General features: G+C 70.2%; 23 protein-coding genes. 11 read left to right on the top strand and 12 right to left on the bottom strand.

Features of this window, described 5'->3' with window-relative positions:
- The first annotated feature begins 91 nt into the window (after positions 1 to 91).
- On the top strand, positions 92 to 973 hold the full coding sequence (locus tag BMZ47_RS22455) for a 3-hydroxybutyryl-CoA dehydrogenase (protein ID WP_007568718.1): 882 nt from the start codon (positions 92 to 94) through the stop codon (positions 971 to 973).
- Between the two features lie 57 nt (positions 974 to 1,030).
- On the opposite strand, the gene BMZ47_RS22450 is transcribed toward BMZ47_RS22455, so the two are convergent.
- The 4 genes from BMZ47_RS22450 to upp form a co-directional block, all read right to left on the bottom strand.
- Positions 1,031 to 1,336 (bottom strand): flagellar basal body-associated FliL family protein, encoded by a 306-nt coding sequence (locus BMZ47_RS22450; protein ID WP_007568717.1) that lies wholly within the window; start codon positions 1,334 to 1,336, stop codon positions 1,031 to 1,033.
- Between the two features lie 98 nt (positions 1,337 to 1,434).
- Complete coding sequence (locus BMZ47_RS22445; RefSeq protein ID WP_091864275.1) at positions 1,435 to 2,448, bottom strand: NAD(P)H-quinone oxidoreductase; 1,014 nt, start codon at positions 2,446 to 2,448, stop codon at positions 1,435 to 1,437.
- Positions 2,449 to 2,556: 108 nt separating this feature from the next.
- Complete coding sequence (locus BMZ47_RS22440; RefSeq protein ID WP_091864274.1) at positions 2,557 to 3,798, bottom strand: ABC transporter substrate-binding protein; 1,242 nt, start codon at positions 3,796 to 3,798, stop codon at positions 2,557 to 2,559.
- A gap of 163 nt (positions 3,799 to 3,961) precedes the next feature.
- On the bottom strand, positions 3,962 to 4,597 hold the full coding sequence (gene upp, locus BMZ47_RS22435) for a uracil phosphoribosyltransferase (protein WP_007568711.1): 636 nt from the start codon (positions 4,595 to 4,597) through the stop codon (positions 3,962 to 3,964).
- Between the two features lie 453 nt (positions 4,598 to 5,050).
- Between upp and BMZ47_RS22430 the strand changes: the two genes are divergently transcribed.
- Positions 5,051 to 6,742 carry a methyl-accepting chemotaxis protein gene (locus BMZ47_RS22430; RefSeq protein ID WP_091864273.1) on the top strand — a complete coding sequence of 564 codons (1,692 nt, stop codon included), beginning with the start codon at positions 5,051 to 5,053 and terminating at the stop codon, positions 6,740 to 6,742.
- Positions 6,743 to 6,795: 53 nt separating this feature from the next.
- On the opposite strand, the gene BMZ47_RS22425 is transcribed toward BMZ47_RS22430, so the two are convergent.
- Both BMZ47_RS22425 and BMZ47_RS22420 read right to left on the bottom strand, forming a co-directional pair.
- Complete coding sequence (locus BMZ47_RS22425) at positions 6,796 to 7,257, bottom strand: DUF2852 domain-containing protein (protein WP_091864272.1); 462 nt, start codon at positions 7,255 to 7,257, stop codon at positions 6,796 to 6,798.
- A 166-nt stretch (positions 7,258 to 7,423) separates the two neighbouring features.
- Positions 7,424 to 8,074 (bottom strand): TetR/AcrR family transcriptional regulator, encoded by a 651-nt coding sequence (locus BMZ47_RS22420; protein WP_091864271.1) that lies wholly within the window; start codon positions 8,072 to 8,074, stop codon positions 7,424 to 7,426.
- Between the two features lie 271 nt (positions 8,075 to 8,345).
- Between BMZ47_RS22420 and BMZ47_RS22415 the strand changes: the two genes are divergently transcribed.
- The 3 genes from BMZ47_RS22415 (at position 8,346) to BMZ47_RS22405 (ending at position 10,621) form a co-directional block, all read left to right on the top strand.
- Positions 8,346 to 8,642, top strand: coding sequence for a hypothetical protein (locus BMZ47_RS22415; RefSeq protein ID WP_091864270.1), 297 nt, complete (start codon positions 8,346 to 8,348; stop codon positions 8,640 to 8,642).
- A 122-nt stretch (positions 8,643 to 8,764) separates the two neighbouring features.
- Positions 8,765 to 9,157, top strand: a complete 393-nt coding sequence (locus BMZ47_RS22410; protein WP_091864316.1) for a thioredoxin family protein — start codon at positions 8,765 to 8,767, stop codon at positions 9,155 to 9,157.
- 288 nt (positions 9,158 to 9,445) lie between these two features.
- On the top strand, positions 9,446 to 10,621 hold the full coding sequence (locus BMZ47_RS22405) for a glycosyltransferase family 2 protein (RefSeq protein WP_091864269.1): 1,176 nt from the start codon (positions 9,446 to 9,448) through the stop codon (positions 10,619 to 10,621).
- A gap of 77 nt (positions 10,622 to 10,698) precedes the next feature.
- On the opposite strand, the gene BMZ47_RS22400 is transcribed toward BMZ47_RS22405, so the two are convergent.
- The 3 genes from BMZ47_RS22400 to BMZ47_RS22390 form a co-directional block, all read right to left on the bottom strand.
- Positions 10,699 to 11,541, bottom strand: coding sequence for a helix-turn-helix domain-containing protein (locus BMZ47_RS22400; RefSeq protein ID WP_244536908.1), 843 nt, complete (start codon positions 11,539 to 11,541; stop codon positions 10,699 to 10,701).
- Between the two features lie 407 nt (positions 11,542 to 11,948).
- Entirely contained in the window at positions 11,949 to 12,902 is a 954-nt protein-coding gene (locus BMZ47_RS22395; RefSeq protein WP_007568695.1) for a helix-turn-helix domain-containing protein, read from the bottom strand.
- A 536-nt stretch (positions 12,903 to 13,438) separates the two neighbouring features.
- The gene (locus BMZ47_RS22390; protein ID WP_007568693.1) at positions 13,439 to 14,215 is read right to left on the bottom strand and encodes a zinc-ribbon domain-containing protein; all 777 of its coding nucleotides are present in this window, start codon (positions 14,213 to 14,215) and stop codon (positions 13,439 to 13,441) included.
- 198 nt (positions 14,216 to 14,413) lie between these two features.
- Here BMZ47_RS22390 and ftsE point away from each other — a divergent pair, with 198 nt between their 5' ends.
- The 3 genes from ftsE to BMZ47_RS22375 all read left to right on the top strand — a co-directional run bounded on the left by ftsE (position 14,414) and on the right by BMZ47_RS22375 (position 17,164).
- Positions 14,414 to 15,106, top strand: a complete 693-nt coding sequence (gene ftsE / locus BMZ47_RS22385; RefSeq protein ID WP_007568691.1) for a cell division ATP-binding protein FtsE — start codon at positions 14,414 to 14,416, stop codon at positions 15,104 to 15,106.
- Positions 15,103 to 16,071, top strand: coding sequence for a cell division protein FtsX (locus tag BMZ47_RS22380; RefSeq protein ID WP_091864268.1), 969 nt, complete (start codon positions 15,103 to 15,105; stop codon positions 16,069 to 16,071). The genes ftsE and BMZ47_RS22380 overlap by 4 nt, the downstream gene beginning before the upstream one ends.
- A 316-nt stretch (positions 16,072 to 16,387) precedes the next feature.
- Positions 16,388 to 17,164 carry a YdcF family protein gene (locus tag BMZ47_RS22375; RefSeq protein WP_007568687.1) on the top strand — a complete coding sequence of 259 codons (777 nt, stop codon included), beginning with the start codon at positions 16,388 to 16,390 and terminating at the stop codon, positions 17,162 to 17,164.
- An 82-nt stretch (positions 17,165 to 17,246) separates the two neighbouring features.
- Here the strand turns inward: BMZ47_RS22375 and BMZ47_RS22370 are convergent, their stop codons facing one another.
- From BMZ47_RS22370 to BMZ47_RS22360, 3 genes are all read right to left on the bottom strand, one after another.
- Positions 17,247 to 17,576, bottom strand: a complete 330-nt coding sequence (locus BMZ47_RS22370; protein WP_091864267.1) for a hypothetical protein — start codon at positions 17,574 to 17,576, stop codon at positions 17,247 to 17,249.
- Entirely contained in the window at positions 17,576 to 18,043 is a 468-nt protein-coding gene (ptsN, locus tag BMZ47_RS22365) for a PTS IIA-like nitrogen regulatory protein PtsN (RefSeq protein WP_007568683.1), read from the bottom strand. The genes BMZ47_RS22370 and ptsN overlap by 1 nt, the downstream gene beginning before the upstream one ends.
- A gap of 134 nt (positions 18,044 to 18,177) precedes the next feature.
- Positions 18,178 to 18,774, bottom strand: coding sequence for a ribosome hibernation promotion factor (locus tag BMZ47_RS22360; protein WP_007568681.1), 597 nt, complete (start codon positions 18,772 to 18,774; stop codon positions 18,178 to 18,180).
- A 158-nt stretch (positions 18,775 to 18,932) separates the two neighbouring features.
- Here BMZ47_RS22360 and BMZ47_RS22355 point away from each other — a divergent pair, with 158 nt between their 5' ends.
- The 3 genes from BMZ47_RS22355 to BMZ47_RS28690 all read left to right on the top strand — a co-directional run bounded on the left by BMZ47_RS22355 (position 18,933) and on the right by BMZ47_RS28690 (position 23,006).
- Entirely contained in the window at positions 18,933 to 20,513 is a 1,581-nt protein-coding gene (locus BMZ47_RS22355; RefSeq protein ID WP_091864266.1) for a glucan biosynthesis protein D, read from the top strand.
- A gap of 38 nt (positions 20,514 to 20,551) precedes the next feature.
- The gene (gene mdoH / locus BMZ47_RS22350) at positions 20,552 to 22,717 is read left to right on the top strand and encodes a glucans biosynthesis glucosyltransferase MdoH (RefSeq protein WP_091864265.1); all 2,166 of its coding nucleotides are present in this window, start codon (positions 20,552 to 20,554) and stop codon (positions 22,715 to 22,717) included.
- A gap of 130 nt (positions 22,718 to 22,847) precedes the next feature.
- Positions 22,848 to 23,006 carry a hypothetical protein gene (locus BMZ47_RS28690; RefSeq protein WP_167369087.1) on the top strand — a complete coding sequence of 53 codons (159 nt, stop codon included), beginning with the start codon at positions 22,848 to 22,850 and terminating at the stop codon, positions 23,004 to 23,006.
- Positions 23,007 to 23,050: the final 44 nt, after the last annotated feature.

Below are 23,050 nucleotides of genomic sequence, written 5' to 3'. Positions count from 1 at the left end.
GCCCGTCTCCGCACGGGCCGCGGCGTTGGCGCAGTCGACCCCCTTCTGGGCAGTCGCGCAGCAACGTCTGTATGGGGGCACAGGTCGACAGATGGACATGGAGATCAAGCGGGTCGGCATCATCGGCGCGGGCCAGATGGGGAGCGGCATCGCGCAGGTCTGCGCCACCGCGGGTCTCGATGTGCTGCTGAACGACCGGGACCCGAACCGGCTCGAGAACGGCCTAGCCGCGGTCGATGGCGGCCTGTCACGGCTCGTTTCGAAGGGCACCATCGACGAGACCGAGAGCCGGGCGATCCGGGCCCGGATCAAGCCGGCCCACAGCTTCGCCGATCTCGGCCCGGCCGACCTCGTGATCGAGGCCGCAACCGAGAACGAGGCGACCAAGCGCGAGATCTTCTCCAGCCTCTGCGCCTCGCTGCGGCCCGACGCGATCGTGGCGACCAACACGTCGTCGATCTCGATCACCCGGCTCGCCGCAGCGACCGACCGGCCGGAGCGGTTCATCGGCATCCACTTCATGAATCCGGTGCCGGTGATGCAGCTCGTCGAGCTGATCCGCGGCATCGCAACCGAGGATTCGACATACGAATCGGCCAAGGCGTTCATCGCCAAGCTCGGCAAAATCTCGACGATGTCGGAGGATTTCCCGGCCTTCATCGTCAACCGCATCCTGCTGCCGATGATCAACGAGGCGATCTACACGCTCTACGAGGGCGTCGGATCGGTCGAGTCGATCGACACCGCCATGAAGCTCGGCGCGAACCACCCGATGGGCCCGCTCCAGCTCGCCGACTTCATCGGCCTGGATACCTGCCTGTCGGTGATGCAGGTGCTCTACGAGGGGCTCGCCGATTCGAAGTACCGGCCCTGCCCGCTTCTCGTGAAGTATGTCGAGGCCGGCTGGCTCGGCCGGAAGGCCAAGCGCGGCTTCTACGATTATCGCGGGCCGACGCCGATCCCGACGCGCTGAGGCGCCGGCATCGACCGTCAGGCCGGGCGGCGCCGGGCGCCGCCCCTCATCACATTCTCACTTCGCGGTTCCGCCATTCGCGTTCGGCTGGGCCGGCTGCGGATAGGACGGGTTGCCGCCCGGGACTGCGCTGCTGTTCGACGGCGTCGCGCCGCCGGACTGGCCGTTGACCGAGCCGGTCACCTCGCGCCGCGACGCGTCCTGGCTCTGGCTGGCGTAATCCTTCGGCGAGTTGGCGCCGTTCCAGGTCAGCAGGCCCACGGTCGCGATCGCCAGGAGGACGAGACTGGCGACCAGGACCCACAGCACGGGCTTGCCGCGCTCACCCTGCCGGCTTTCCTGCTGATTGAGTTTCTCGGCCATATCCAGTTCCTCCCGCTCGACCGCGGCGCGCGCGACACGATTTCGTTACCGGCCGCCAACGCGGCGCCGTCGAAGCGGGTTCCTGCCGATCGCGCCGGTCAACGACCGGTGGTGAGCAGGATCTTGCCGAGATGGGCGCTCGACTCCATCAATGCGTGGGCCTTCTCGGCCTGCTCCAGCGGGAACGTGGCGTGGGTGACCGACCGGATCCGTCCGGCCTCGAGCTCCGGCCAGACATCCCTGCGCAGCCCGTCGGCGATCGCGGCCTTGTCGGCCTTCGGGCGGGGCCGGAGGGTCGAGCCTGTGAAGGTCAGGCGGTTGCGCATGATCGGGGTGATGTTCAGGCCGTCGACCTTGTACCCGCCCATCAGGGCGATCATCACCAGCCGGCCGTCGGGGGCCAGGGACTTGAGATTGCGGGCGAGGTAGCTCGCGCCGATCATGTCAAGGATCACGTCGACGCCGCGCCCGTCGGTGAGGCGCTTGATCTCCTCGGCGAAATCCGCCTGCTTGTAGTCGATCGCCGCATCGGCCCCGAGCTCTTCGCAGAACCGGCACTTCTCGGCCGACCCTGCCGTGGCGAAGACCCGGGCGCCGACATGCTTGGCGATCTGGATCGCGGTGGCGCCGATGCCGCTCGACCCGCCATGCACCAGGAAGCTCTCGCCCTTGGCGAGCCGGCCGCGCTGAACGACGTTGGAATAGACCGTGAAGAAGGTCTCCGGCAGACCGGCCGCGTCGACCAGCGACAGGGACTTCGGGCGCGGGAGGCAATGGGACGCCTCGGCCACCGCGAATTCGGCGTAGCCGCCGCTGATCACCAGGGCGCAGACCTCCTCGCCGACCGTAAGAGTGTCGACGCCCTCGCCGAGCGCGGCGACGCGGCCGGCGACTTCGAGGCCCGGGATCTCGGTGGCGCCGGGCGGCGGCGGGTACAGGCCGGCGCGCTGCATCACGTCCGGGCGGTTCACGCCGGCGGCGACCACCTCGATCAGCACCTGTCCCGGCCCGGGGCTCGGCAGCGGCGCCGTCTCGACGGCGATCACCTCCGGCCCGCCCGGTCCCGTGAAATGGATCCGGCGCATGGTCTCGGGCAGGGCAGTGCTGGCCATCGAAGCATCCTCAACGCGTGCGAATTCCGGGCCGGGCCCGGAGGCGCGGTCCGGCTGTACTTGCGGCAATGGGGGCGCTTGGCAAGCACGCGCCCCCGGGGCGCGAGCCTAGCGCGCCGCCGCCTTGACGGACGGGGGCAGCACGATCTTGCCCTGGGCGAGGCTGGTCGGCCAGATCGCCACCTGCTTGCCGTCCTGCCACTGCGCCATCAGGCCGGTGACGAAGCCCGGCCCGTACTTGATCGAGTGGGTGAACGGTTCGTCCTTGCCGTAGAATTGGGTGCGGCCGACCGTGCCGACCCAGTCGGTCTTCTCCAGGGCGTCGACCAGCTTGTCGGCCTCGGTGCTACCTGCGCGCTTCACCGCGTCAGCAGTGTAGTAGACCTGATCGTAGGCCATGTAGCCGGCATAGGACGGATCGCTGCCGAAGCGCTTCTTGAACGCCTCGCTGAAGGCGAGGGACTTGTCGGTGATCGCGGCGCCCGGCACCGCGATGCTCTGGAAGATGACGCCCTGGGTCGCCCCATTGGTGTTGGCCCAGAAGGTCGAGGAAGTCGCCTGCGAGTTCATGCCGGTCATGGCCAGCGGCACCTGCTGGTTGCGCCATTGCACGGTGGGCTGCACGCCGACATGCGAGATGCCGGTGACGATCAGGTCGGGCTTGCCTGCCTCGATCTTCTTGTAGATCGGGGTGAAGTCGCCCGTATCCGGCGAGAACCGGATGTGGTCGACGACCTTCACGCCGATCTCGGGCAGGCATTTCTCGTAACCGGCATCCAGCGGGCGGGTCCAGGCGGCGTCCTCGCTCATGATCGCCGCCGTCTTCACCTTCATCAAGTCGAGCAGCATGTCCTTGGTCGAGTCGCAGATCGACTGCGCCAACGCCGCGGAGGTGAGGTATCCGTGGAAGGTGTACTTGTTGCGGGCGTAATCCTTATGGACCGCGAGGCTGATCTCGTTGGAGGCCGCGCCCGGTGTGATCATCGGGGTCTTGAGGCGGGCCGACCACGGCATCAGGGCCAGCACGACCTCGGAGATGTAGCTGGCGATGACGAGGTGGACCTTGTCCTCCGAGACCGCGCGCTGGAACGCCCGGACGGCGTCGGAGGCCGAGCTCTTGTCGTCGTAGGAGACCACCTGGATCTGACGGCCGTCGATGCCGCCCTTGGCGTTGATCTCGTCGGCGGCGAGCTGGACCGCCTGCGGGATCGAGGCGCCGACCACCGACTGCGCCTCGGCGATCACCCCGATCCGGATCGGGTCGGCCGCCCGCGCCTCACCCGCGGCCAAGAGTCCGGCGGCCGCCAGCAGGGCCAGAGCCCGGCTCGTCACGCTGCGATCCATCGCCATGCTGTTTCCTCCTCCGGGCCGTGCGGCTTGTGGCGTCGCATCGGGGGTCGGACGATTTTTGTAGCATTCGGCGGCGTGAATACAATGTGCACTTGGCCGGACCGAGTAACACCGCCCGGAACGGCGATCGTCCTCTGCGGGGGACCGCGCCGGGAGCGCGGACCTACCGGGTGCCGTACATCCGGTCTCCGGCATCCCCGAGTCCGGGCACGATGTAGCCGTGGTCGTTCAGGTGGCTGTCGATGGCGGCCGTCCAGACCGGGACATCCGGATGCGCGGCCTGGAACTTGGCGAGCCCTTCCGGGGCCGCCAGCAGACAGACGAAGCGCAGGTCCGAGGCGCCCCGGGCCTTCAGCAGGTTGAGGGCCGCGATGGCGGAATTCGCGGTGGCGAGCATCGGATCGAGCACCAGCACGGTCCGGTCGGCGAGATCGGACGGCGCCTTGAAGTAGTACTCGACCGCCTCGAGCGTCTCCGGGTCGCGGTACAGCCCGATATGGGCGACCCGCGCCGAGGGGACCAGCGACAGCATCCCGTCGAGGAAACCGATCCCGGCCCGCAGAATCGGGGCGAAGACCAGTTTCTTGCCCTGGATCTGCCGCCCCTCCATCGGCTGGATCGGCGTCTCGATGGTGACGGGCTCCAGCGGCAGGTCCCGCGTGACTTCGTAGGCCAGCAACATGCCGATTTCATTCAGCAGCTGGCGAAAACCCTTCGTCGACCGGTCCTTGTCCCGGAGATAGGTGAGCTTGTGCTGCACCAGAGGGTGATCGACCACCGTGACCCGACCCGTCGGCATCGCACATCCCTCCATTCCGCCGGGGCAGGAATGCCGGAGCGTGCACCGAGGTGCAACGTCGAGCGGCGCGAATATGCATATTCGCGCCGCGACGATGCGACGGGTCCGCCCGGTTCGGGCTTGGTGCGCAAGTCGTGCGGTTGCGAGTTCGCACTACTTTACGGCGAGCACCCGCCGCGGCACGTCAAAAATATTTTCTCCTTCGTCTCGGCAAGTCCAATCGAATTTGATTGGGCGAAGCGGAAGGATATTTCGAACCCGAGAAACACAATTTTCGAATACGATCCTCAATGCCATAGAAGGCCATAGAATAACCATTCACATCTAATATTAATAGCGCAGATAAATTTCTCGTCAGGCCGCGGATTAAACAGGACTCGCCTCCGCCAAGGTCTTTCCAAAGAGAACCACGGGCTGCTAGCTGGCGCCGTCCCCGTGAACTCGGTCACAGCCATGCGCCTCACCGTTTCCCTCAAAACGACACTTGCCGCGATCTTTGGGCTGTTTGCACTGATGGCGGTGGGACAGGGAAGCTTATCGATCATCGAGCTGGCCGATATCCGGCAGTCGATGACGGACGTCGCGGGCAACTGGCTGCCATCCGTGACCCGGATCAACGAGGTCGAGGTCGCCACCTCGGAGGTGCGTATCAAGCAGTTCCGCCTGATGACGCTCTCCAACAATCCCGAGCACCTGCGCGCCGGCGAGGCTCAGCTTGCGGCAACGCTCGCGCAGCTCAGCGAGCGTCGGAAGGCTTACGAGGCTCTGATCTCGGGCGCCGACGAGCGGAGCCTCTACGATGCATTCGCGGATCTCTGGAGCCGCTACGAGCGGGTCGATGGCGAGATGCGCCGCATGATCGCCTCCGGGAAGCAGGCGGAGGCCCTGGCCCTGCTCAGCGGTGCCGACACGGTCAAGATCTACGACGACGCCCGCGCCACGCTCTCCCGCCTGGTCGCCCTGAACGAGCGGAACGCGACCCGGGAAGTCGGCGAGGCCGTCGCGCGGGCCAAGACGGCCTCCGCGGCCGCCTGGGTCAACGTGATCCTCTCGGTCGTCGCGGCGCTCGGGGCTGCGACCTTCTCCCTGCTGCGCATCTCACGTCCGATCCAAGGGATGACGGACGTCATGTCGCGGCTTGCCGGCGGCGATACCGGCGTGGCGGTGCCCGCGCGCGAGCGGCGCGACGAGATCGGCGCGATGGCGGCCGCCGTGGAGGTGTTCAAGGACAACCTGATCCGCACCCGCGCTCTCGAAGCGGAGGCGGCCCAGTCGCGGGTCGCCGCGGAGCAGCAGCGCAAGGCGGCCCTGCGTCAGATGGCCGAGAACTTCGAGAAGGCGGTGGGCGGGATCATCGGGCGGGTCTCGTCATCGGCCACCGAACTCCAGGCGACCGCCAGCGCGATGTCGACCATAGCGGGGCGGACATCGGCCCAGTCCGACGCCGTGGCCTCGGCGGCGGAGGAGGCGGCGAGCAACGTCAACACCGTGGCGGCCGCCGCCGAGGAGCTGGGCTCGTCGGTCCAGGAGATCGGGCGGCAGATGGACAGCTCGGCCAAGCTCGCTCAGGGCGCCGCCGACGAGGCCGGGCAGACCAGTGCGCTGGTGCATGAGCTGAGCAGCGCCGTGGCCCGGATCGGCGATGTCGTCGGGCTGATCTCCTCGATCGCCGGGCAGACCAACCTGCTGGCCCTCAACGCGACGATCGAGGCGGCCCGGGCCGGCGATGCGGGCCGGGGCTTCGCTGTGGTGGCTTCCGAGGTGAAGGCGCTCGCCGAGCAGACCGCCAAGGCGACGGAAGAGATCGCCGGGCAGATCGCCCGGGTCCAGGCGTCCACCGGCCAGGCCGTGACGGCGATCGGCACGATCACGACCCGCATTCAGGAAATCAGCACCGTAGCGACCTCGATCGCCGCGGCGGTGGAGGAGCAGGGCGCGGCGACCCAGGAGATCGTCCGCAACGTCGCCCAGGCGGCAGCGGGCACCGGTGAGGTCACCAGCAACATCGCGGGCGTCGCCGATGCCGCCGAGGGGACGGGACGATCGGCGGCGCAGGTGCTCGACGCCGCCTCGGAACTGTCGCGCCAGTCCGAGCATCTCACGGCGGAAGTCTCCCGCTTCCTCGACACGGTGCGGGCGGCGTAACGCATCCCGGGCGGGCCCCGGCTTGTCGGCCGGGGCCCGCCCGAAAGGGGCGATCAGGCGGTGAAGGAACCGCCCTCGCTCCGGCGCTTGGCCATGAAGGCGTCGAACTGCTCGCGGTCCTTGGCCCGCCGCAGCTCCTCGACGAAATCCGTGAAGGCACGGCTCTCGTCTTCCAGCGCCTTGCGCTGGGCCTCGAGCCGGTCGAGCTCGGCGCGGCGATAGGCGTCGAAGGCGGCATTGCCGGTCCCACCGCGATTGGCCGCCTCGAAGGCACGGGCGAAGCGGGAGGCCGAACGGCCACCGCCCTCGAAGCCGGCGACACCCCGGCGCGCGGCGTCCCGCATTTCGGCGAAGGCCGGGTAACCCGCGAACTTCCAGGCGATGAGTGCGAGGCCGACCGGCCACCAGTAGATGAAGCCGACGACGATCGCGCCGATCTCGAGGGAACGACGGGGAAATGGGCCGGAGCGGCAGAGCTTGCCGGTCGCCCAGGGAGAGGAGGTTTGCGTGGTCACGGCTTGGCTCCGCTGCTCATGTGAACGGAGTTAACATGCGGGTGCCCCGGCAGCCTTTCAAGGCCGGGCGGCCGTGTTCGCGAACGTCATCGCGACGCGTCGGCGGCACCTCCGCGAAACGTGACGGGGCGCGATACGGGCGGATGATCGGTCCCGGATCCGGTCGTCAGACCGCGTTCCTGGGTCCGCCGGGCTGCGCGACGCCGTGGACCAGGGCCAGCACCCCGGCGCGCAGAAGCTCGTACTTGTCCGGAAAGCCCGGCCCCCGCGGCAGATGCCCGGCAGCCGACAGGGTCGCGATGCCGTGCGCCAGCGCCCAGACTTCGAGCGCGATGAACCGGGGCGCGACGCCCCCGAACCCGTCCGCGAAGGTCGCCTGCAGCGCCTCGACAAGCAGGTCGAACGGCGATGGCCGACCGGGCGGCGCATCGGTGTCGGACGGCTCGGCGGGCATGCCCCGGGTCTCGAAGATCGCCGCGTAATAGGCCGGCTCCTCTTCGGCGAAAGCCAGGTAGGCCTCGCCCATGCGGGTGAAGCGTTCGAGGGGCGTGCCCCGGGAGGTCAATGCCCGGGCGAGCCGCGCCGCCAGTTCCGCGAAGCCGCGCCCGGCCAGTTCCTCCAGCAGCGCCTCGCGGCCACGGAAGTGCCGGTACAGGGCAGCCGGCGTCACCCCGACAAGGCGGGCGGCGTCCACCAGCGCGAAACCGCCGATCCCGCGTTCGGCGATGAACCGACGCGCGGCCTCGATCAGGGCCTCTTTGAGGTTCCCGTGGTGATAGCTCCGCCGGTCGCCCGGTCCGTCTCGCCAGGGTCGCAACTTCTCATGTCCTCTGCCCGCGCGCAGGCATTACGGTCGAGCACGTCGTTTGTTTCGGTCACGATCGGGGGCCGACTGCTTGACCCGAAGGAGAGCCTCTCACAAAACTCCCACCGCCCTGTTCAGCGCAGGACGACACGCTCCGCAACGGGCGATTTGCAAGGTCCCCTGAAAGGCGCAACACGATCGGATCGCGCTCGGTCGAATCGCATCGCGTCCCCGTGGGACGGGCATAGCAGAGCGGCCTTCGCCAGAGGGATGACCATTCGGCATGGCTTTCGTAAGTCTGAAAGCGTGGCGCGCGCGCTCGGCCGAGCGAGCGGAGATCGCGGCGCGGCTGAAACGGGACCTGATCGGCGCTCTGGGCCTGAGCGAGGCGGATGCGCTCGCGGTCAACGAAATCGCCTGCGCCGATCCCGGCTGCCCCGACATGGAGACCATCGTGCTGGTGATGCGGGCCGGAGCGCCGACGCGCGCCCTGCGGATCCGGCGGCCGATGGACGCGGTGGATGCGCAGGACATCGCGGATCTGGTCGAGCAGGACCGGTCGGGCGTGGCCTCTCGATGATGTGACGCGCCGGGATCGCGGGAGACGCGCGACCGCGGAGGCGTTCCCGCCGCTTTCGTGTAACGACCGGCGAGTGGACGCCGAAGGACGATAACAGTCGGTGCCGCCGGAGGAATCCCATGATGACGTGCCGTCGCGGCGTGCTAGCCCTGGCCTGCCTGGCCCTCACCGCCTGCCTCACGCCGGCCGAGGCCGCTGAGGCGACGCCGTTCTCGGCCGCGGCCTTCGAGGCGGCGCAGAAGGGCGGCAAGCCGATCCTGGTCGCAGTGAGCGCGCCCTGGTGCCCGATCTGCAAGACGCAGAAGCCGATCCTGGCCAAGCTCGCCGCCGAGCCGCGCTTCAAGGAGTTGCAGATCTTCGACATCGACTTCGACAGCCAGAAGGATCTGCTGCGCCGGTTCAACGCCCGGATGCAGAGCACGCTCATCGTCTTCAAGGGCACGGCGGAGACCGGCCGGTCGGTGGGCGAGACCCAGCCGGAATGGATCGAGGGTTTGCTGGAGAAGGCGCTCTGAGCGTCCGCCGGGCCCGGACATCTCGCCTGCGCCCATTCTGGTGTGACGGAGCGAGACAGGGCCCCCGGTTCCGCGATCCGCCGGAGTTTCCTTCGCGGTCTGGCAATCGGCGATGCGAGGAAACCGCGATGTCACCCGAGCTTCGCCGGCGCCACAGGGATGGACCGAGGCCGGAGACGTCTGCCTGCAAGCGCCAAAACCTTCCGGTTTCGTTCAGGCGGCATGCGGCATAGGCGAAGCGCCCCCGCGCGGACCCGTCCGCGAAGGGCCAGACGGAGACCGTAGACGGTGACGCCCACCACCCAACCAGCCGAGTCCGTGCCCAGCGCGATCATCGCGATCCCGGTGCGCAACGAGATCGAGCGGATCGAGGCCTGTCTTCGCGCCGTCGACGCGCAGGTCGGGCTGGCCCCGGGCAGCCTCGGGCTGGTGCTGTTCCTGAACAATTGCACGGACGGGACCGACGCCCTGGTGGCGCAGCTGGTGCCGACCCTGTCGATTCCGGTCCGGGTGGAGAGCGAGGATTTTTCCGGTGCGCATGCCGGCTGGGCGCGGCGCCGGGCCATGGATTCCGCGGCGGCCTGGCTCGGGGATGCGGGGAATGCGGGGATCATCCTGTCCACCGATGCCGACAGCCGCGTGCCGCCGAACTGGGTGGCCCGCAACCGCGCCGCCATCGAGGCCGGGGCCGACGCGGTCGCCGGCCGGGTGGAGCTCGACGCCGCGGAAGCCGCCTTGCTGCCGCCGTCGCTGCCGGCCCGCGGGCGCCTCGAAGATCTCTACGACGCCCTGATCACCGAGGCCGAAGCCCGGATCGATCCGGACCCGCACGATCCCTGGCCCTGCCATCGGACCGCGATCGGCGCGACGCTGGCGGTGACCCGCGCCGCCTATCGCGCGGTCGGCGGCATGCCGGAGATCCCGCTCGGCGAGGACGGCGCCTTCATCGCCCGGCTGATCGAGCAGGGTTTACGGGTCCGGCACGCGACCGATGTCTGCGTGACGATCTCGGCCCGGCTTACCGGCCGCGCGCCGGGCGGCGTCGCCGACACGATCCGGTCCCGCTGCGAGGAGCCGGACGCCCTCTGCGACGCCCGGATGGAGACGTTCCCCCGGGTCGTGCGCCGCCATCTCTGGCGTCGGCAGTTCCGGCGCCTGCATGGCGCGGGACGGTTGCGCACGGACCGGGCCTGGGCGCGTACCCTTGGGATCCCGCCCATGGAGGCGGACCGGATCGCCGCGCTGCCACTCGGGCAGGCCATCGCGGAGGCCGAGCGGGCCAGCCCGCGCCTGGCGTATCGTCCGATCGGTCCGCGTCAGCTGCCGGGTCAGATCCGGGTCGCCCGGGTCGGGGTCGCGGCGATCCGGCTTGTCCAGCGCGTCGCCGGCTCGGCCAGGGATGCGGCGGATGCCGCAACGGCTTCCGGGAATCCGGTCACCGATCCCCGCGGCGGGCGGATCTGATCGGAGCGCGCGACAGGTCGCCCGGACCGGGACCGATCCGGAGACCCGGCACTCGCGGGCTGCGCCGAGCTGCTCTGCTACGCGCGCAGAGCCAGGGGCCGTGTATCCTCGGACCGGTAGCCGCCGTTCTGGACGGCACCCCAGCCGCGCCCCTGGGCGGCGAGGTCGCGCGGCGAGAAGCCGAAGCGCTGGCGGAAGGCGCGGCTGAACGCAGCGGGGTCGGTGAAGCCGCAGCTGGCCATGATCGACCCGATCCGGGCGCCGGCGCTTCCCATCATCACGATCCGGTCATGCGCGCGGTCCAGCCGCGCGTCGCGGATCGTGGCGGCGATCCCCTGTCCGCCGGAAAACGCGGCGTAGAGGCGGCTGCGCGAGATCTGCAGGGCGGCGGCCAGGGCATTCGGGCCGAAATCGGGCTCGTGCAGACGGCGCTGGATATGGGCGAGCGCCAGCGAGCGCACCGCCTCCGTCGAGAGTTCGCCGTCCGCGGAACCGGCCTGTCCGTGAATGACGCCGCGGAGCAGGTGCAGCACGCCTTCGACGGCGATCCCGGTCTCCGCCTCCGACATGGTGGACACGGACGACGCCAGCGCGCCGAGATAGGCCTTCAGCAGCCCCTTCAGCGGCGTGTCGCCGAGCTTGCGCCCGACCACGTCCTGCGGGTTGCCGACCTGCTCCAGGAAGGCGGTACGCGGCACCATCAGGCGGATCTCATCGTAGCCGTCCCGGCTGCCGGCGGCGCCGGGCTGGCCCATGGCGCGGAACGTGAGATCGCCGGGCCGCAGGAGAGCGCCGTTATTGCCCTGCTCGACATAGCCCCGCCCCGCGGCGATCAGCATGATCGAGATCTCCTCGCTCCCGTCGCGGCGGATGTGGCGCGCCGTGCGCTCGACATCGATCGGGCCGCTGACGGTGCGCATGATCGTTCCGTGGGCGGAGACCGCCATCATACGGCTGGCCGAGAAGGGCATGACCGAGTCGAAGGGCGCGATGTCCGCGGCTGGCAAGACAGTATCACACCAGTACTCGAACGCTTTGCTTGGATCTACGTCGTCCGTACTCTGGAACAGGACCGGGACTTTATCTTTGACACGCACCGTGCCCTCGCTTCGCAACGCTCGAGCCGGCCGAAACTCTTGCCGGCATACGCTTGAGTCGCATCGGCGTTTCAGATTCGGCAGCTTCGCGCAATCGGTTAAAGGTCCGATCCGCCAGGTCTGCCGCGCTGGCGCCGGCCTCCGCACCGTCATGCGGCAGCCCTCCGGCCGGCGCGGTGCCGGGCCGCACGCGGGAACGGCCGCGCTCGGTCGATGCCGCGCCCGCCCGGTCACTCACCCTGGGCGAGGAGGTCGCGGGGCGAGCAACCGAAGCGCTGGCGGAATGCGCGGCTGAAGGCGGCCGGATCGGTGAAGCCGCAGCTGGCCATGATCGATGCGATGCGGGCGCCCGCCTTGCGCATCATCACGATCCGGTCATGGGCACGATCGAGCCGGGCGTCGCGGATCGTGGCGGCGATCCCCTCTCCGCCGGCGAAGGCCGCATAGAGGCGGCTGCGCGAGATCCGCAAATCCGCCGCCAGGGCGTCCGGACCGAATTCGGGATCGTGCAGCCGATGCTCGATCCGCGCCAGCGCCAGGGAGCGGAGCGCGTTGGCCGAGAGCTCGCCGTCGGCCCGCGCATTCTGGCTGGTGATGACGCCGCGCAGCAGGTGCAGCGCGCCCTCGACGGCGATGCCGGTCTCCGCGTCCGACATCTTGGTGACCGACCCGGCGAAAGCCTTGAGATAGGCGGCGAAGAGTTCGTTGAGCGGGCCGGCGGCGAATTTGCGGGCGGCGAAATCGTCGACATTGCCGACATGCGCCAGGAAGGTGGCCCGGGGCACCGTGAGCCGGATCTCCTCGAAATCGGTCAGGCCCGCCGCGGAGCCGGGCCGGCCCCAGGTCTGGAAGCTGATATCGCCGGGGCCCAGCAGCGACCCGTTATTGACCTGCTCGAGATAGCCGTTGCCGCGGACGATCAGCATGATGCCGACCTCGTCACGCCCATCCTGGCGCATGTGGCTCGGCCTGCGCTCCAGGATGTAGGGGCTGCTGTTCGTGTGGAAGATCGCCCCATGGCTGGAGGAGGCGACCAGGCGGGACGCCGCGAACGGCTTCTCCGAATCAGGCTGCGCCAGGTCCGTGCCGGTGATGACCGTACTGCGCCAATAATCGAACGCCCGCTTCGGCTCGACGGATTCTGTCGTTCCGAAAAAGACCGGGACCGTTGTCTTGGCGCTCACGGCAGATTGGCCCTACAACCTTGAATTCGAGCACGCGGGGCTGCCTGCCGGGGCCGCAGCACACCTAGAGTTTCAGATCCGACATCGATAAGCAATAGCGATGCGCAGGTCTCTCAAAAGACCCGAAGCGTCGTGAACAACGCCTTTTCAGAGCCTGTGCATGGGTTTTAGCCGACTTATCAGGGCAAAAGGATGGCAACGTTGCTCGACATTTAGGCTCTGAGCAAGTGCCTGCCAGCTTTCTCAGCGGAACCTGCGGGAAATGGGATCCTGCCCAACGGAACATTGCGGTCTTAACCAAATAAGTTCCGATTAATACTAGTATTGACCGAATTTATCTGAGGGCAAGCTGTTCTGAAACCTGATCCCCCGGTATCCCGACACGGTGATCGAACTGGCGGACAGACGGGCCAGGCCGTCGGCCACCCCAGCGCGGAGAGAACGGGCGACCGGATCAGCCGACATCCGGGGAGCCTGTGGCCGCGCGACCACGATCCGCGCGGGAGCAGGACGGGCGCGGCCCCTCGCGCCTCCGCTCAGTCGCTGCCCGTGCCTGCCCGCGGCACGTCGCGCACCGGCTGGGCGTCGGCGAAGCGCAGCACTACGGCGCGTCCGGCGGCGGGCGGGCTCACCAGGCTGCCGCGGAACCGGGCCGTCTCGGCCGCGCCGAGCACCGCCCGGGGCGCGGCGACCGGGAAGGTCCGCAAGGCCCGGCCGGCGGCGTCGCGGATCTCGACACTCAGGGTCGAGACCGGAACGTCGGTCCGGGCAACGCCGACGAGGTCACCCTCGATCACCAGTTCCGCCGGTCGGCCATCCTCCGCGGGGTTGCTGAAGGCCACGACGTCGCGGATCTCGATACCCCGGACATTCACCGGCAACCCGACCCGGGCGAACAAGGCGGCGCTCTGAGGCACCGTCCGGACCACGCTGGTGCGCGCCAGGCAGATCAGGGGCAGCGCGGCGAGCAGCGTCAGCCCGACGGCGAGCGACGGCGACAGGCCGGGAATGCCGCGCCAGCCCGTCGCGCGCGGCGGAGGCGGCGGTACCCGGCGACGGGCGGGCGACGGGTCGGACGTCTCGGAGGCGGCCCGGACCGTGGCCGCGGCCTCCTGCCAGGCGGCATCGGCGACCGGGTCTGGCTCTGCCCCCTCCCGCTCGGCCAGCTCGGCCTCGTGGCCCGCCAGGACGTCGGCCGGGCTGATGAACCAAGTCTCGCGGCAGGCGGCGCAGCGGACCGAGCGGCCCTCCATCCCGACCTTGCCGGACTCGATGCGGTACTCGCTCGCGCAGCTCGGGCAGACGATCAGCATACGCGCGCCATTCGTTCCATTAGGGGCCGTTTCCGATCGGACAGTCCGGAGCCCGACGGCAAAATCAGTTGAGAAACCGTGCCCGAACAGGGTTAAGCGTCGGTGAAACTGCGCTGGCCTTGAAAACGCCCGCCCATCCGGCGATTGGCGAGCGATGGATCGGCGAGACCCGGCACGGCTTTGAACGTACAGGCGAGCATGAAGAGCCTGCTGCCCGGCGCGGAACGGCCGGTTGTGCAGTTCGAGAATGTCGGCATGCGCTACGGCCTCGGGCCGGAGGTGCTGTCGGACGTGAGCTTCCGGATCGCGCCGCGCTCGTTCCAGTTCCTCACCGGTCCCTCCGGTGCCGGCAAGACGACGCTGCTGCGCCTGATCCTGCTGTCGGTGCGCCCGACCCGCGGCCTCGTGTCGATCTTCGGCGAGGAGGTCAGCGGCATCTCGGCCAAGGCGCTCACCGGCCTGCGGCGGCGCATGGGCGTGGTGTTCCAGGATTTCCGCCTGCTCGACCACCTCACCACCTACGAGAACGTGGCGCTGCCGCTGCGCGTCCAGGGCCGGTCCGAGACCAGCTACCGGGCCGAGGTGGTCGAGCTGCTGCGCTGGGTCGGCCTCGGCGAGCGCATGCACGCGCTGCCGCCGCTCCTGTCGGGCGGCGAGAAGCAGCGTGCCGCCATCGCGAGGGCGCTGATCGCCCGGCCGGACCTGCTGCTCGCCGACGAGCCGACCGGCAACGTCGATCCCGGGCTTGGCCGCCGGCTGCTGCGGCTGTTCCTGGAACTCAACAAGCTCGGGACCTCGGTGATCATCGCGACCCACGATTTCGGCATCATGGACGCCGTCGACGCCCGCCGCATGGTGCTGGGCGAAGGCCGGCTGCGGATCGAGGAATGAGCGCACCGGCCACCACCCGGAACCAGGCCGAGTCCCCGTCCGGCCCTGCGGATCCGAGCCTGCCGACCAATCTGCGCCGCAACGCCGCCCTGGTCCCGACCGATACCGCGGCCGGCCGCTCGCTCGCGGCGGTCATCGCGATCCTGACCTTTCTGGCCGGCCTGTGCGCGGGCGCCGCCGAGATCGTCGCCACCAATGCCGGGCAATGGCAGGGCGACGTCGCCCAGGAGGTGACGATCCAGGTACGGCCCGGCCCCGGTCGGGACGTCGATGCCGACGTCGCCCGGGCCGAGACCATCGCCAAATCCGAGCCTGGGATCGCCGAGGCGCGGGTCTTCTCAAAGGCGGAAGCCGAGCGGCTTCTGGAGCCCTGGCTCGGCAGCGGCCTCGATTTGTCGGACCTGCCGGTGCCGCGCTTGATCGCCCTCAAGCTTGCCGAGAGCCGGAGCGCGGATCTCAAGCGCCTGCGAACCCGCCTCACCGAGGCCCTGCCCGGCGTGGCGAGCCTCGACGACCACGCGCTCTGGCTCCAGCGGCTCTCCACCGCGGCCAACGCCTTCGTGGGGATCGGCGTCGGGATGGTGATCCTGGTGCTGGTCGCCACCGGCCTCGCCGTGACCTTCGCGACCCGCGGCGCCATGGCGGGCAACCGCGAGGTGGTGGAGGTGCTCCACTTCGTCGGTGCCGACGACGACTACATCGCCCGCGCCTTTCAGCGCCGGTTCTTCGGGCTCGGCCTGCGCGGGGGCGCGATCGGCGCCGGGCTGGCGATCCTGGCCTTCGCGGTCGCCGGGCTGCTGGCGCGCGCGGCCAGCTCGGGCCCGGCCGGCCAGGAGGTCGAGGCCCTGTTCGGCGCCTTCCAGGTCGGGTTGCGCGGCTATGCCAGCGTGATCCTGATCGGGGTGATCGCTTCGCTGGTCACGGGCGTGGTCTCACGGATCACCGTCCGCCGGTTCCTGTCCTGATCGAGGGGGCGGTACGGCCGCGACGCCCCGGCGCGTGCGGCCGAACGGAACCTTGCCTCACCGCCCGCAGCGCGCGCAGGCCCTCCCGCCCCGGCGGGCTTCGTCGGTCACACATAGGCCCGGCGGGCCGTGACACGCGCCCTCTCCCGCACGCGGCTGAGAGCCCGGCTAACGACATGGGCGCGCAGGGGAAACAGGGGGTCGCGGCGAAACGTTAACGGTTGAGAAAGGTTATCGCGGCGGTGTGGAGGGGGCCGATCGTGCTGCCTCCGGGCCGCCGCAATCGACGCCGATCCTCCGGAGGATGACCACGCGGATGCAACGCGCACCGGCACCCGACCCGACCGACGCCCTCGGCTGGGCTTGGCACGAGTGGGCGCATCCGCACCGCGCGCCCGCGGCGGACCGGTCCCGCGGCCATTTCGCTCTGTGGGCCTGCGGCCTCGGCGCCGGCCTCGCTGCCCTGGCGCTGTTTGCGGGCTTCCTGGTCTTCGTCTCCACGCTGGCGCGCCATGAGCGCAGCCCGGCCGACCGGGCCGACGGGATCGTGGCCCTCACCGGCGGGGCGCAGCGGATCGGCGACGCGATCGACCTCCTGGCCGGCGGCTACGGCCGGCGCCTGCTCATCACCGGCGTCAACGAGCGCACCAGCCGCGACGAGATCGCCCGGCTCAACCCGACCCAGCGCGCCCTGATCGATTGCTGCGTCGATCTCGACTACCGGGCGCGCAACACGATCGGCAACGCCATCGAGACCCGCCGCTGGATGCGGGCGCACCGCTTCAACACCGTCGCGGTGGTGACCTCGAACTACCACATGCCGCGCACCCTGATCGAGCTCGACCACGCCCTCCAGGACAGCGACCGCATCCTGCCGCATCCGGTCGTCACCGAGGGACTCGACGCCGACCGCTGGTGGCAGAGCCCGCCCGCGGCCAAGCTCCTCGCATCCGAATACGTGAAGTTCCTGGCGAGCTGGGTGCGCACCCGCTTCGAGGACGACCCGGAGCGCTCCCGGGCGGCGATCCTGATCGGCCGAGGCAAGCCGGTGAAGATGGTGGCCGAGCCGCTGATGCTGCGCGGCATCGATTGAGGATCTGACCGCGGCCTTCCACCCTGAGGATGAGCGCGTGGATCAAAGAGCCGCCGCGCGCGGTTCGGCGGTCGGTCCCGCCTCAATGCCCGCCGCAGCGCGCCTTGATGGCCGCGGAAAACTCCCGGTCGGATCCCTGCACCTGGGCGAGCCGCTGCGCGCGTTCCGAGCCCGAGAGGCATCGGCCGTAGACGCTCGCGACCCGGCGCATCGTGTCGACGTGGCGGCGCCAGACGCGGCAATTCTTGGCGTCGTCGCCATCCGCCTGCTCCAGCTGTTCCAGGGCCTGGCGCTGCATCGATTGGGCCACCAGGACATCGCGCCCGCAGGTCGCCTCGCTCTGCGCCCGCGCGATTCCGGACAGACTCACGAGGATCGTGAGGCTCGCGGCGAGACGAAACACCGTCGACATCAGGCGGCCTGGGGCGCCGTGGAGCGGGTCAGAAGCGCGTAGAGGGCGCCGGCATCGCGGGCGGCCCGGATATGGGTGAGCATGCCGGGCTCGCGCAGGACGCGGGCGACCTGGGCGAGCGCCTTCAGGTGGTCGGCCCCCGCGCCCTCGGGCGCCAGCAGCAGGAACGCGATGTCCACCGGCTGACCGTCCAGGGCCTCGAAATCGATCGGCCGGTCGAACCGCGCGAACAGGCCGAACAGGCGGTCGAGACCCGGCAGCTTGCCGTGCGGGATGGCGACGCCCTCCCCGATCCCGGTCGAGCCCAGCCGCTCGCGCTGGAGCAGCGTGTCGAAGACCGGCCGCTCGTCGAGCGCCGGCAGCCGGCGCACCGCCTGCGCGGCGAGTTCCTGAAGCACCTGCTTCTTGGCGCGCGCGCGCAGGGACTGCACGACCGATTCGGGGTCGAGGAATTCCAAAATTGGCATCGATCGACCGTTGCCCCGTCGCCCGTCCGCGTCGGAGCGGGCCTCGTCGCAGGGGCGTCCTGTCCGGCGCCCCTGACTATCAATGGGCCGGAGAACGGGCCGGTTCCGGCTCCGTTCCTCCCGGTCCACACGCGTCAGTCGACGGCGCCCGGCGGGTCCACCCAGCCGATCGCTCCGTCGCTGCGCCGGTATACGACGTTGACGCGCCCGGTGCCAGCGTGGACGAACACAACCACTGGGGATCCCGTCATATCGAGGGCGGTCACCGCCTCGCCGATGGTCCGGCGCTGCAGGGTCTTGGTGCTCTCGGCGACGATCGGCGGGTGGGCGTCGCCGTCCTCGGGCTCGTCCTCGTCCACCTCGTCCGGCGGGGCGAACACCGCGTAGGCGGCCTCGATGGCCGCAGCCTCGCTCGGACCGCTGGCGTGCTGCTTCAACCGATGCTTGTAGCGACGCAGGCGCGTCTCCAATTTATCGGCGGTCTGCTCGAAGCTCGACCGCGCGTCGTGGGACACGCCCACCGCCTCGATGGTCAGGCCCGACGCGAGATGCAGCACGCAACCCGTCCGGTACGCAGTTCCGTCGCGCCTGAGCGTGACGTGGCCGGTGCAGGAATCGTTCATGTGCGAGTCGAGGTATTTGTCGAGCGTTCCCGATATCCGCTCGTCGATACGGCCGCGCAGACTCTCTCCGAGATCCACGCCGTGGCCCGTGACCCGCAACGATCCCATGCTGCCTCCCCCGTGCGATTCAGTCCCCGGAATTAGAGAGCCGGCTTGCGCTAAGTCAACGGAGGCACGCCCGTTCCGTCCGGAGCGTCGCTTAACCCTGGGTTCAGCCGGTCTCCCGGTATACAGGCACCGTTCCGCCCTCTGAGACGCAGGCCCGCATGACCACCGCCGCCGGATCCGCCGCCGTTCCCACCCGCCGCGCCGTCCTGGCCGGAGCCGTGGGCACCGCCGCGGGTTTCCTGCCGGCGATCCCGCGCGCGGCCGAGCCGGATCGGGGCACCAACCCGGCGACCACGCTGCCGGGCGCCGGCGCGCCGTTCGAGGCCAACACCCTGGCCGACATCGCCCGCGCCCGCGCCGCCGCGCCCTACGCGGCGCCCCGGACCGACGACGTGCCGGCGGTGCTGAAGGGCCTGTCCCGGGACGCCTACGAGGCGATCCACCCGGTGCCCGGCCGCGCCGTCTGGGCCGGGCGCGATTTCGGCTACGAGATCGAGCCGCTCCTGCGCGGCTCGATCTTCGACACGCCGGTCTCGCTGTTCACCGTCGAGAACGGGCGGGTCCAGCCTCTGGCCTACGACAAGGACAGCCTGATCGCCGCCAACATCGCGCTGCCGGAGCTGACCGCCGACACCGCCTTCTCGGGCTTCCGCCTGCGGGCGCGCTTCGGCGACGGCGGGGACGTGTCGAACTTCGCGCTGTTCCAGGGCGCCTCGTTCTTCCGCCTGGTCGCCGAGGGCCAGGATTTCGGCATCAACGCCCGGGCGCTGGCCCTGCGGCCGGCCGATTCCCGCGGCGAGGAATTCCCGCTGTTCCGGGCGCTGTTCATCGAGGCGCCCGCCCCCGGGCAGCCGATCGTCGTCCACGCACTGGTCGAATCCGAATCGGCGACGGCCGCGTTCAAGCTCACGCTGACGCCGGGCCGGGAGGCTTCCGTCGCCGGCATCGACGGCACCGTGTTCGCCCGGGCCGAGCTCGACCATATCGGGCTCGGCGGCATGCAGGGCAGCTACCTGTTCGGGCCGCTCGACCGCCAGAAGGTCGACGACCTGCGCGCCGCCGCCTTCTCGGTAGAGGGGCTGGCGATCCGCAACGGCTACGGCGAGCCGATCTGGCGCCCGGTCCACAACCCGGAAGCGCTGCAGGTCTCGGCCTTCCTGGACCGGGGTCCGAAGGGCTTCGGCCTGATGCAGCGCGCCCGCGCCTACGACGATTTCGAGGATGACCGCCGGCACTGGGAGCAGCGCCCGTCCCTGTGGATCGAGCCGCAGGACGATTGGAGCGAGGGCGCGGTGACGCTCCTCGAGATCCCGAGCGATTCCGAGCTGAACGAGAACGTGTTCGCCTATTGGCGCCCGAAGGCGAAGCTCGCCAAGGGCGGCGAGATGCGCTTCCTGTGCCGCCAGCACTGGTCCAAGGGCTGGCCCGATCCACTGCCCCCCGAGCTCGCCCGGGTGAAGGACAGCCGCTGCGGCCGTGGCAGCACCGGCACGCGCCGCCTGTTCGCGGTCGATTTCCAGGGCGACGGGCTGGCCCGGCCCGAGGAGATCGAGGTCGCGCTCAGCGCCTCGGCCGGGACGATCACCCGGCAGGACCGGTTCCACTACCCCGAGCGCCGGACCCTGCGGGTGCTGTTCGAGCTCGATCCCGGCAGCGAGCGGGCGAGCGAGCTGCGCCTCGGGCTCCGGCGCGGCCAGGACCGCGCCAGCGAGACTTGGCTGTTCCGCTGGACGCCGTAATTCCTATCCGCCCATCACCCCGAGGATCACACCCGACCGTGCGCCTGGACGAGACCACCACCCTGCCGCCGCCCGCATCCCGCCCGGATGCCGGCGCCGCGCGTCCCGACACGAAAGCCGCGATGCCGCCCGAGGCGCCCCTGGCGATGCCGGTGCAGGATCTCTCGACCTGGGATCGCGCGGCCGCCCACCGGCCGGCGCGCAAGGCGAGAAGCCCCTGGGCGGCCCGGCTGTTCGTGTTCGGCGGTGCCCTGGCGCTCACCGGCTACGGCGGCTGGCAGATGGTCGAGACCGTGTCGGTCTCCGGCAGCCCGACCGCCCTCCAGCTCGTCCTGGTGGTGCTGTTCTGCCTGACCTTCTCGTGGATCGCGCTGGCCTTCACCAGCGGCCTGCTCGGCTTCGCGCTGCTGCTGCGCCGGAAACGGCCGGACCCGGTCCCGACCGCGCTCCACAGCCGCACCGCCGTGCTGATGCCGGTCTACAACGAGGCCACGGCCCGGACCTTCGCGGGCGTCGAGGCCATGCGCGAGGCCGTGGAGGCCACCGGGCTCGGCGACCATTTCGACTGGTTCGTCCTCTCCGATTCGACGCAGCCCGATGCCTGGATCGCCGAGGAGCGGGCCTTCCTCGACCTGCGCCACCGCCTCGGCCCCGGCGCCCGGCTCTACTACCGGCACCGGCCCAAGAACCATCACCGCAAGGCCGGCAATATCGGCGACTTCGTCACCCGCTGGGGCGGCCATTACGACCACATGCTGGTGCTCGACGCCGACAGCCTGATGAGCGGCCCGGCGATCGTGGCGCTCGCGGCCGCCATGGAGGCCGACCCGGATGCCGGCATCATCCAGACCCTGCCGCTGATCATCAACCGCAACACCCTGTTCGCCCGCCTCCAGCAATTCGCGGCCCGGATCTACGGGCCGGTGATCGCCGCCGGGCTGTCGGCCTGGTCGGGGCGCGACGGCAATTACTGGGGCCACAACGCCATCATCCGCACCCGCGCCTTCGCGCAATCCTGCGGCCTGCCGGACCTGCCCGGGAAGCCGCCCTTCGGCGGCCACATCCTGTCCCACGATTTCGTCGAGGCGGCCCTGATCCGCCGGGCGGGCTGGGCGGTCTACATGCTGCACCGCCTGCCGGGCTCCTACGAGGAGAGCCCGCCCTCTCTGATCGACGTCGCGGTGCGCGACCGGCGCTGGGCGCAGGGCAACCTCCAGCACGCACGGGTGATCGGCGCCGCCGGTCTGCACCCGGCGACCCGCCAGCATTTCGCCACCGGCATCGCCGGCTACCTCGCCTCCCCGCTCTGGCTGTGCCAGCTCGTGGTCGGTATCCTTCTGGTCCTGCAGACCGCCACCGAGCGGCCGGATTATTTCGGCGGTGCCGGGTTCTCGCCGGTCTTTCCGCGGTTCGACCCGGTCCGCGCGCTCCAGCTGTTCGGCCTGACCATGGCGGTGCTGCTGGCCCCGAAGGTCCTGGGCCTGATCCTGGCCCTGCTGGACGGCCCGGTGCGCCGGGCCTGCGGCGGCGCCGGCCGGCTGGTCCTATCGAGCCTGGTCGAGATCCTGCTCTCGGCCCTGGTCGCCCCGGTGGCGATGGTGATCCAGTCCGGCTCGGTGATGGGCATCCTGCTCGGGCGCGACACCGGCTGGAACCCGCAGCGGCGCGACGACGGCTCGATCCCGATGCGCGACATCGTCGCCCGCCATCGCTGGCACACCGCGCTCGGCCTGGTGGCCGGGATCGCGGCCTTCGCGCTCGCGACCTCGCTGTTCCTCTGGATGAGCCCGACGATCCTCGGCTTGGTGCTGGCGATCCCGATCTCCTGGGCCAGCGGCCAGCTCGGCCTCGGCCTCGCCCTCAAGCGCCGCCTGCTGCTCGCCACCCCCGAGGAGGCGACCCCGCCCGAGATCGCCCTCCGGGCCGGTGCGCTCGCGGCCCGCAACGCCGCCCAGGGTCTCGACGATGCCGACGCCCTCGAGGCGCTCCACGCCGACCCGGCCCTGGCCGAGGCCCATGCCCGCATGCTGCCGGTCGGCCTGTCGCGCCCCCGGGGCGCCATCAATCCGGACCAGACCCTGGCGACCGCCAAGATCTGCGAGGCCGAGACCGTGGCCGAAGCCCGGGCCTGGCTCTCGCCCAAGGAACGCATGGCGCTGCTGCACGATCGCGCGCTCCTCGACCGGCTGGTGCGGCTGAACTAGCGCCGGCTGTCGAGGGGGATGCCGGTTCGGCGGCGTGTCGTGTCGGCTCGAGCGCTCGAACCCGGGCCGCCGCCGACAGGAGTGATTAACCATCGGGCCCTAGTTTCGGCTGGCCCGAAGGGAGCTCTCCATGACCCTGCTGCTCGCGTTCCTGCTTCTGCCCCTCGCTCTCGCCATCGTGCTGGCCCGCGGGGAGCCGGTGCGCACCATCAGCTGCCTCGGCGCCATGGGCGTCGGCTGCTTCATCGCCTGCTGGAGCGTGATGGGATTGCTGCGGCACCGGGCCTGAGCGCCCCAGTCGCCTCCGTCTGCACGGTATGACGCCGACGGCCT

The organism is Methylobacterium brachiatum (assembly GCF_900113845.1).
Taxonomy (GTDB): Bacteria; Pseudomonadota; Alphaproteobacteria; order Rhizobiales; family Beijerinckiaceae; genus Methylobacterium; species Methylobacterium brachiatum.
This window is presented reverse-complemented; position numbering and strand designations above follow the sequence as displayed.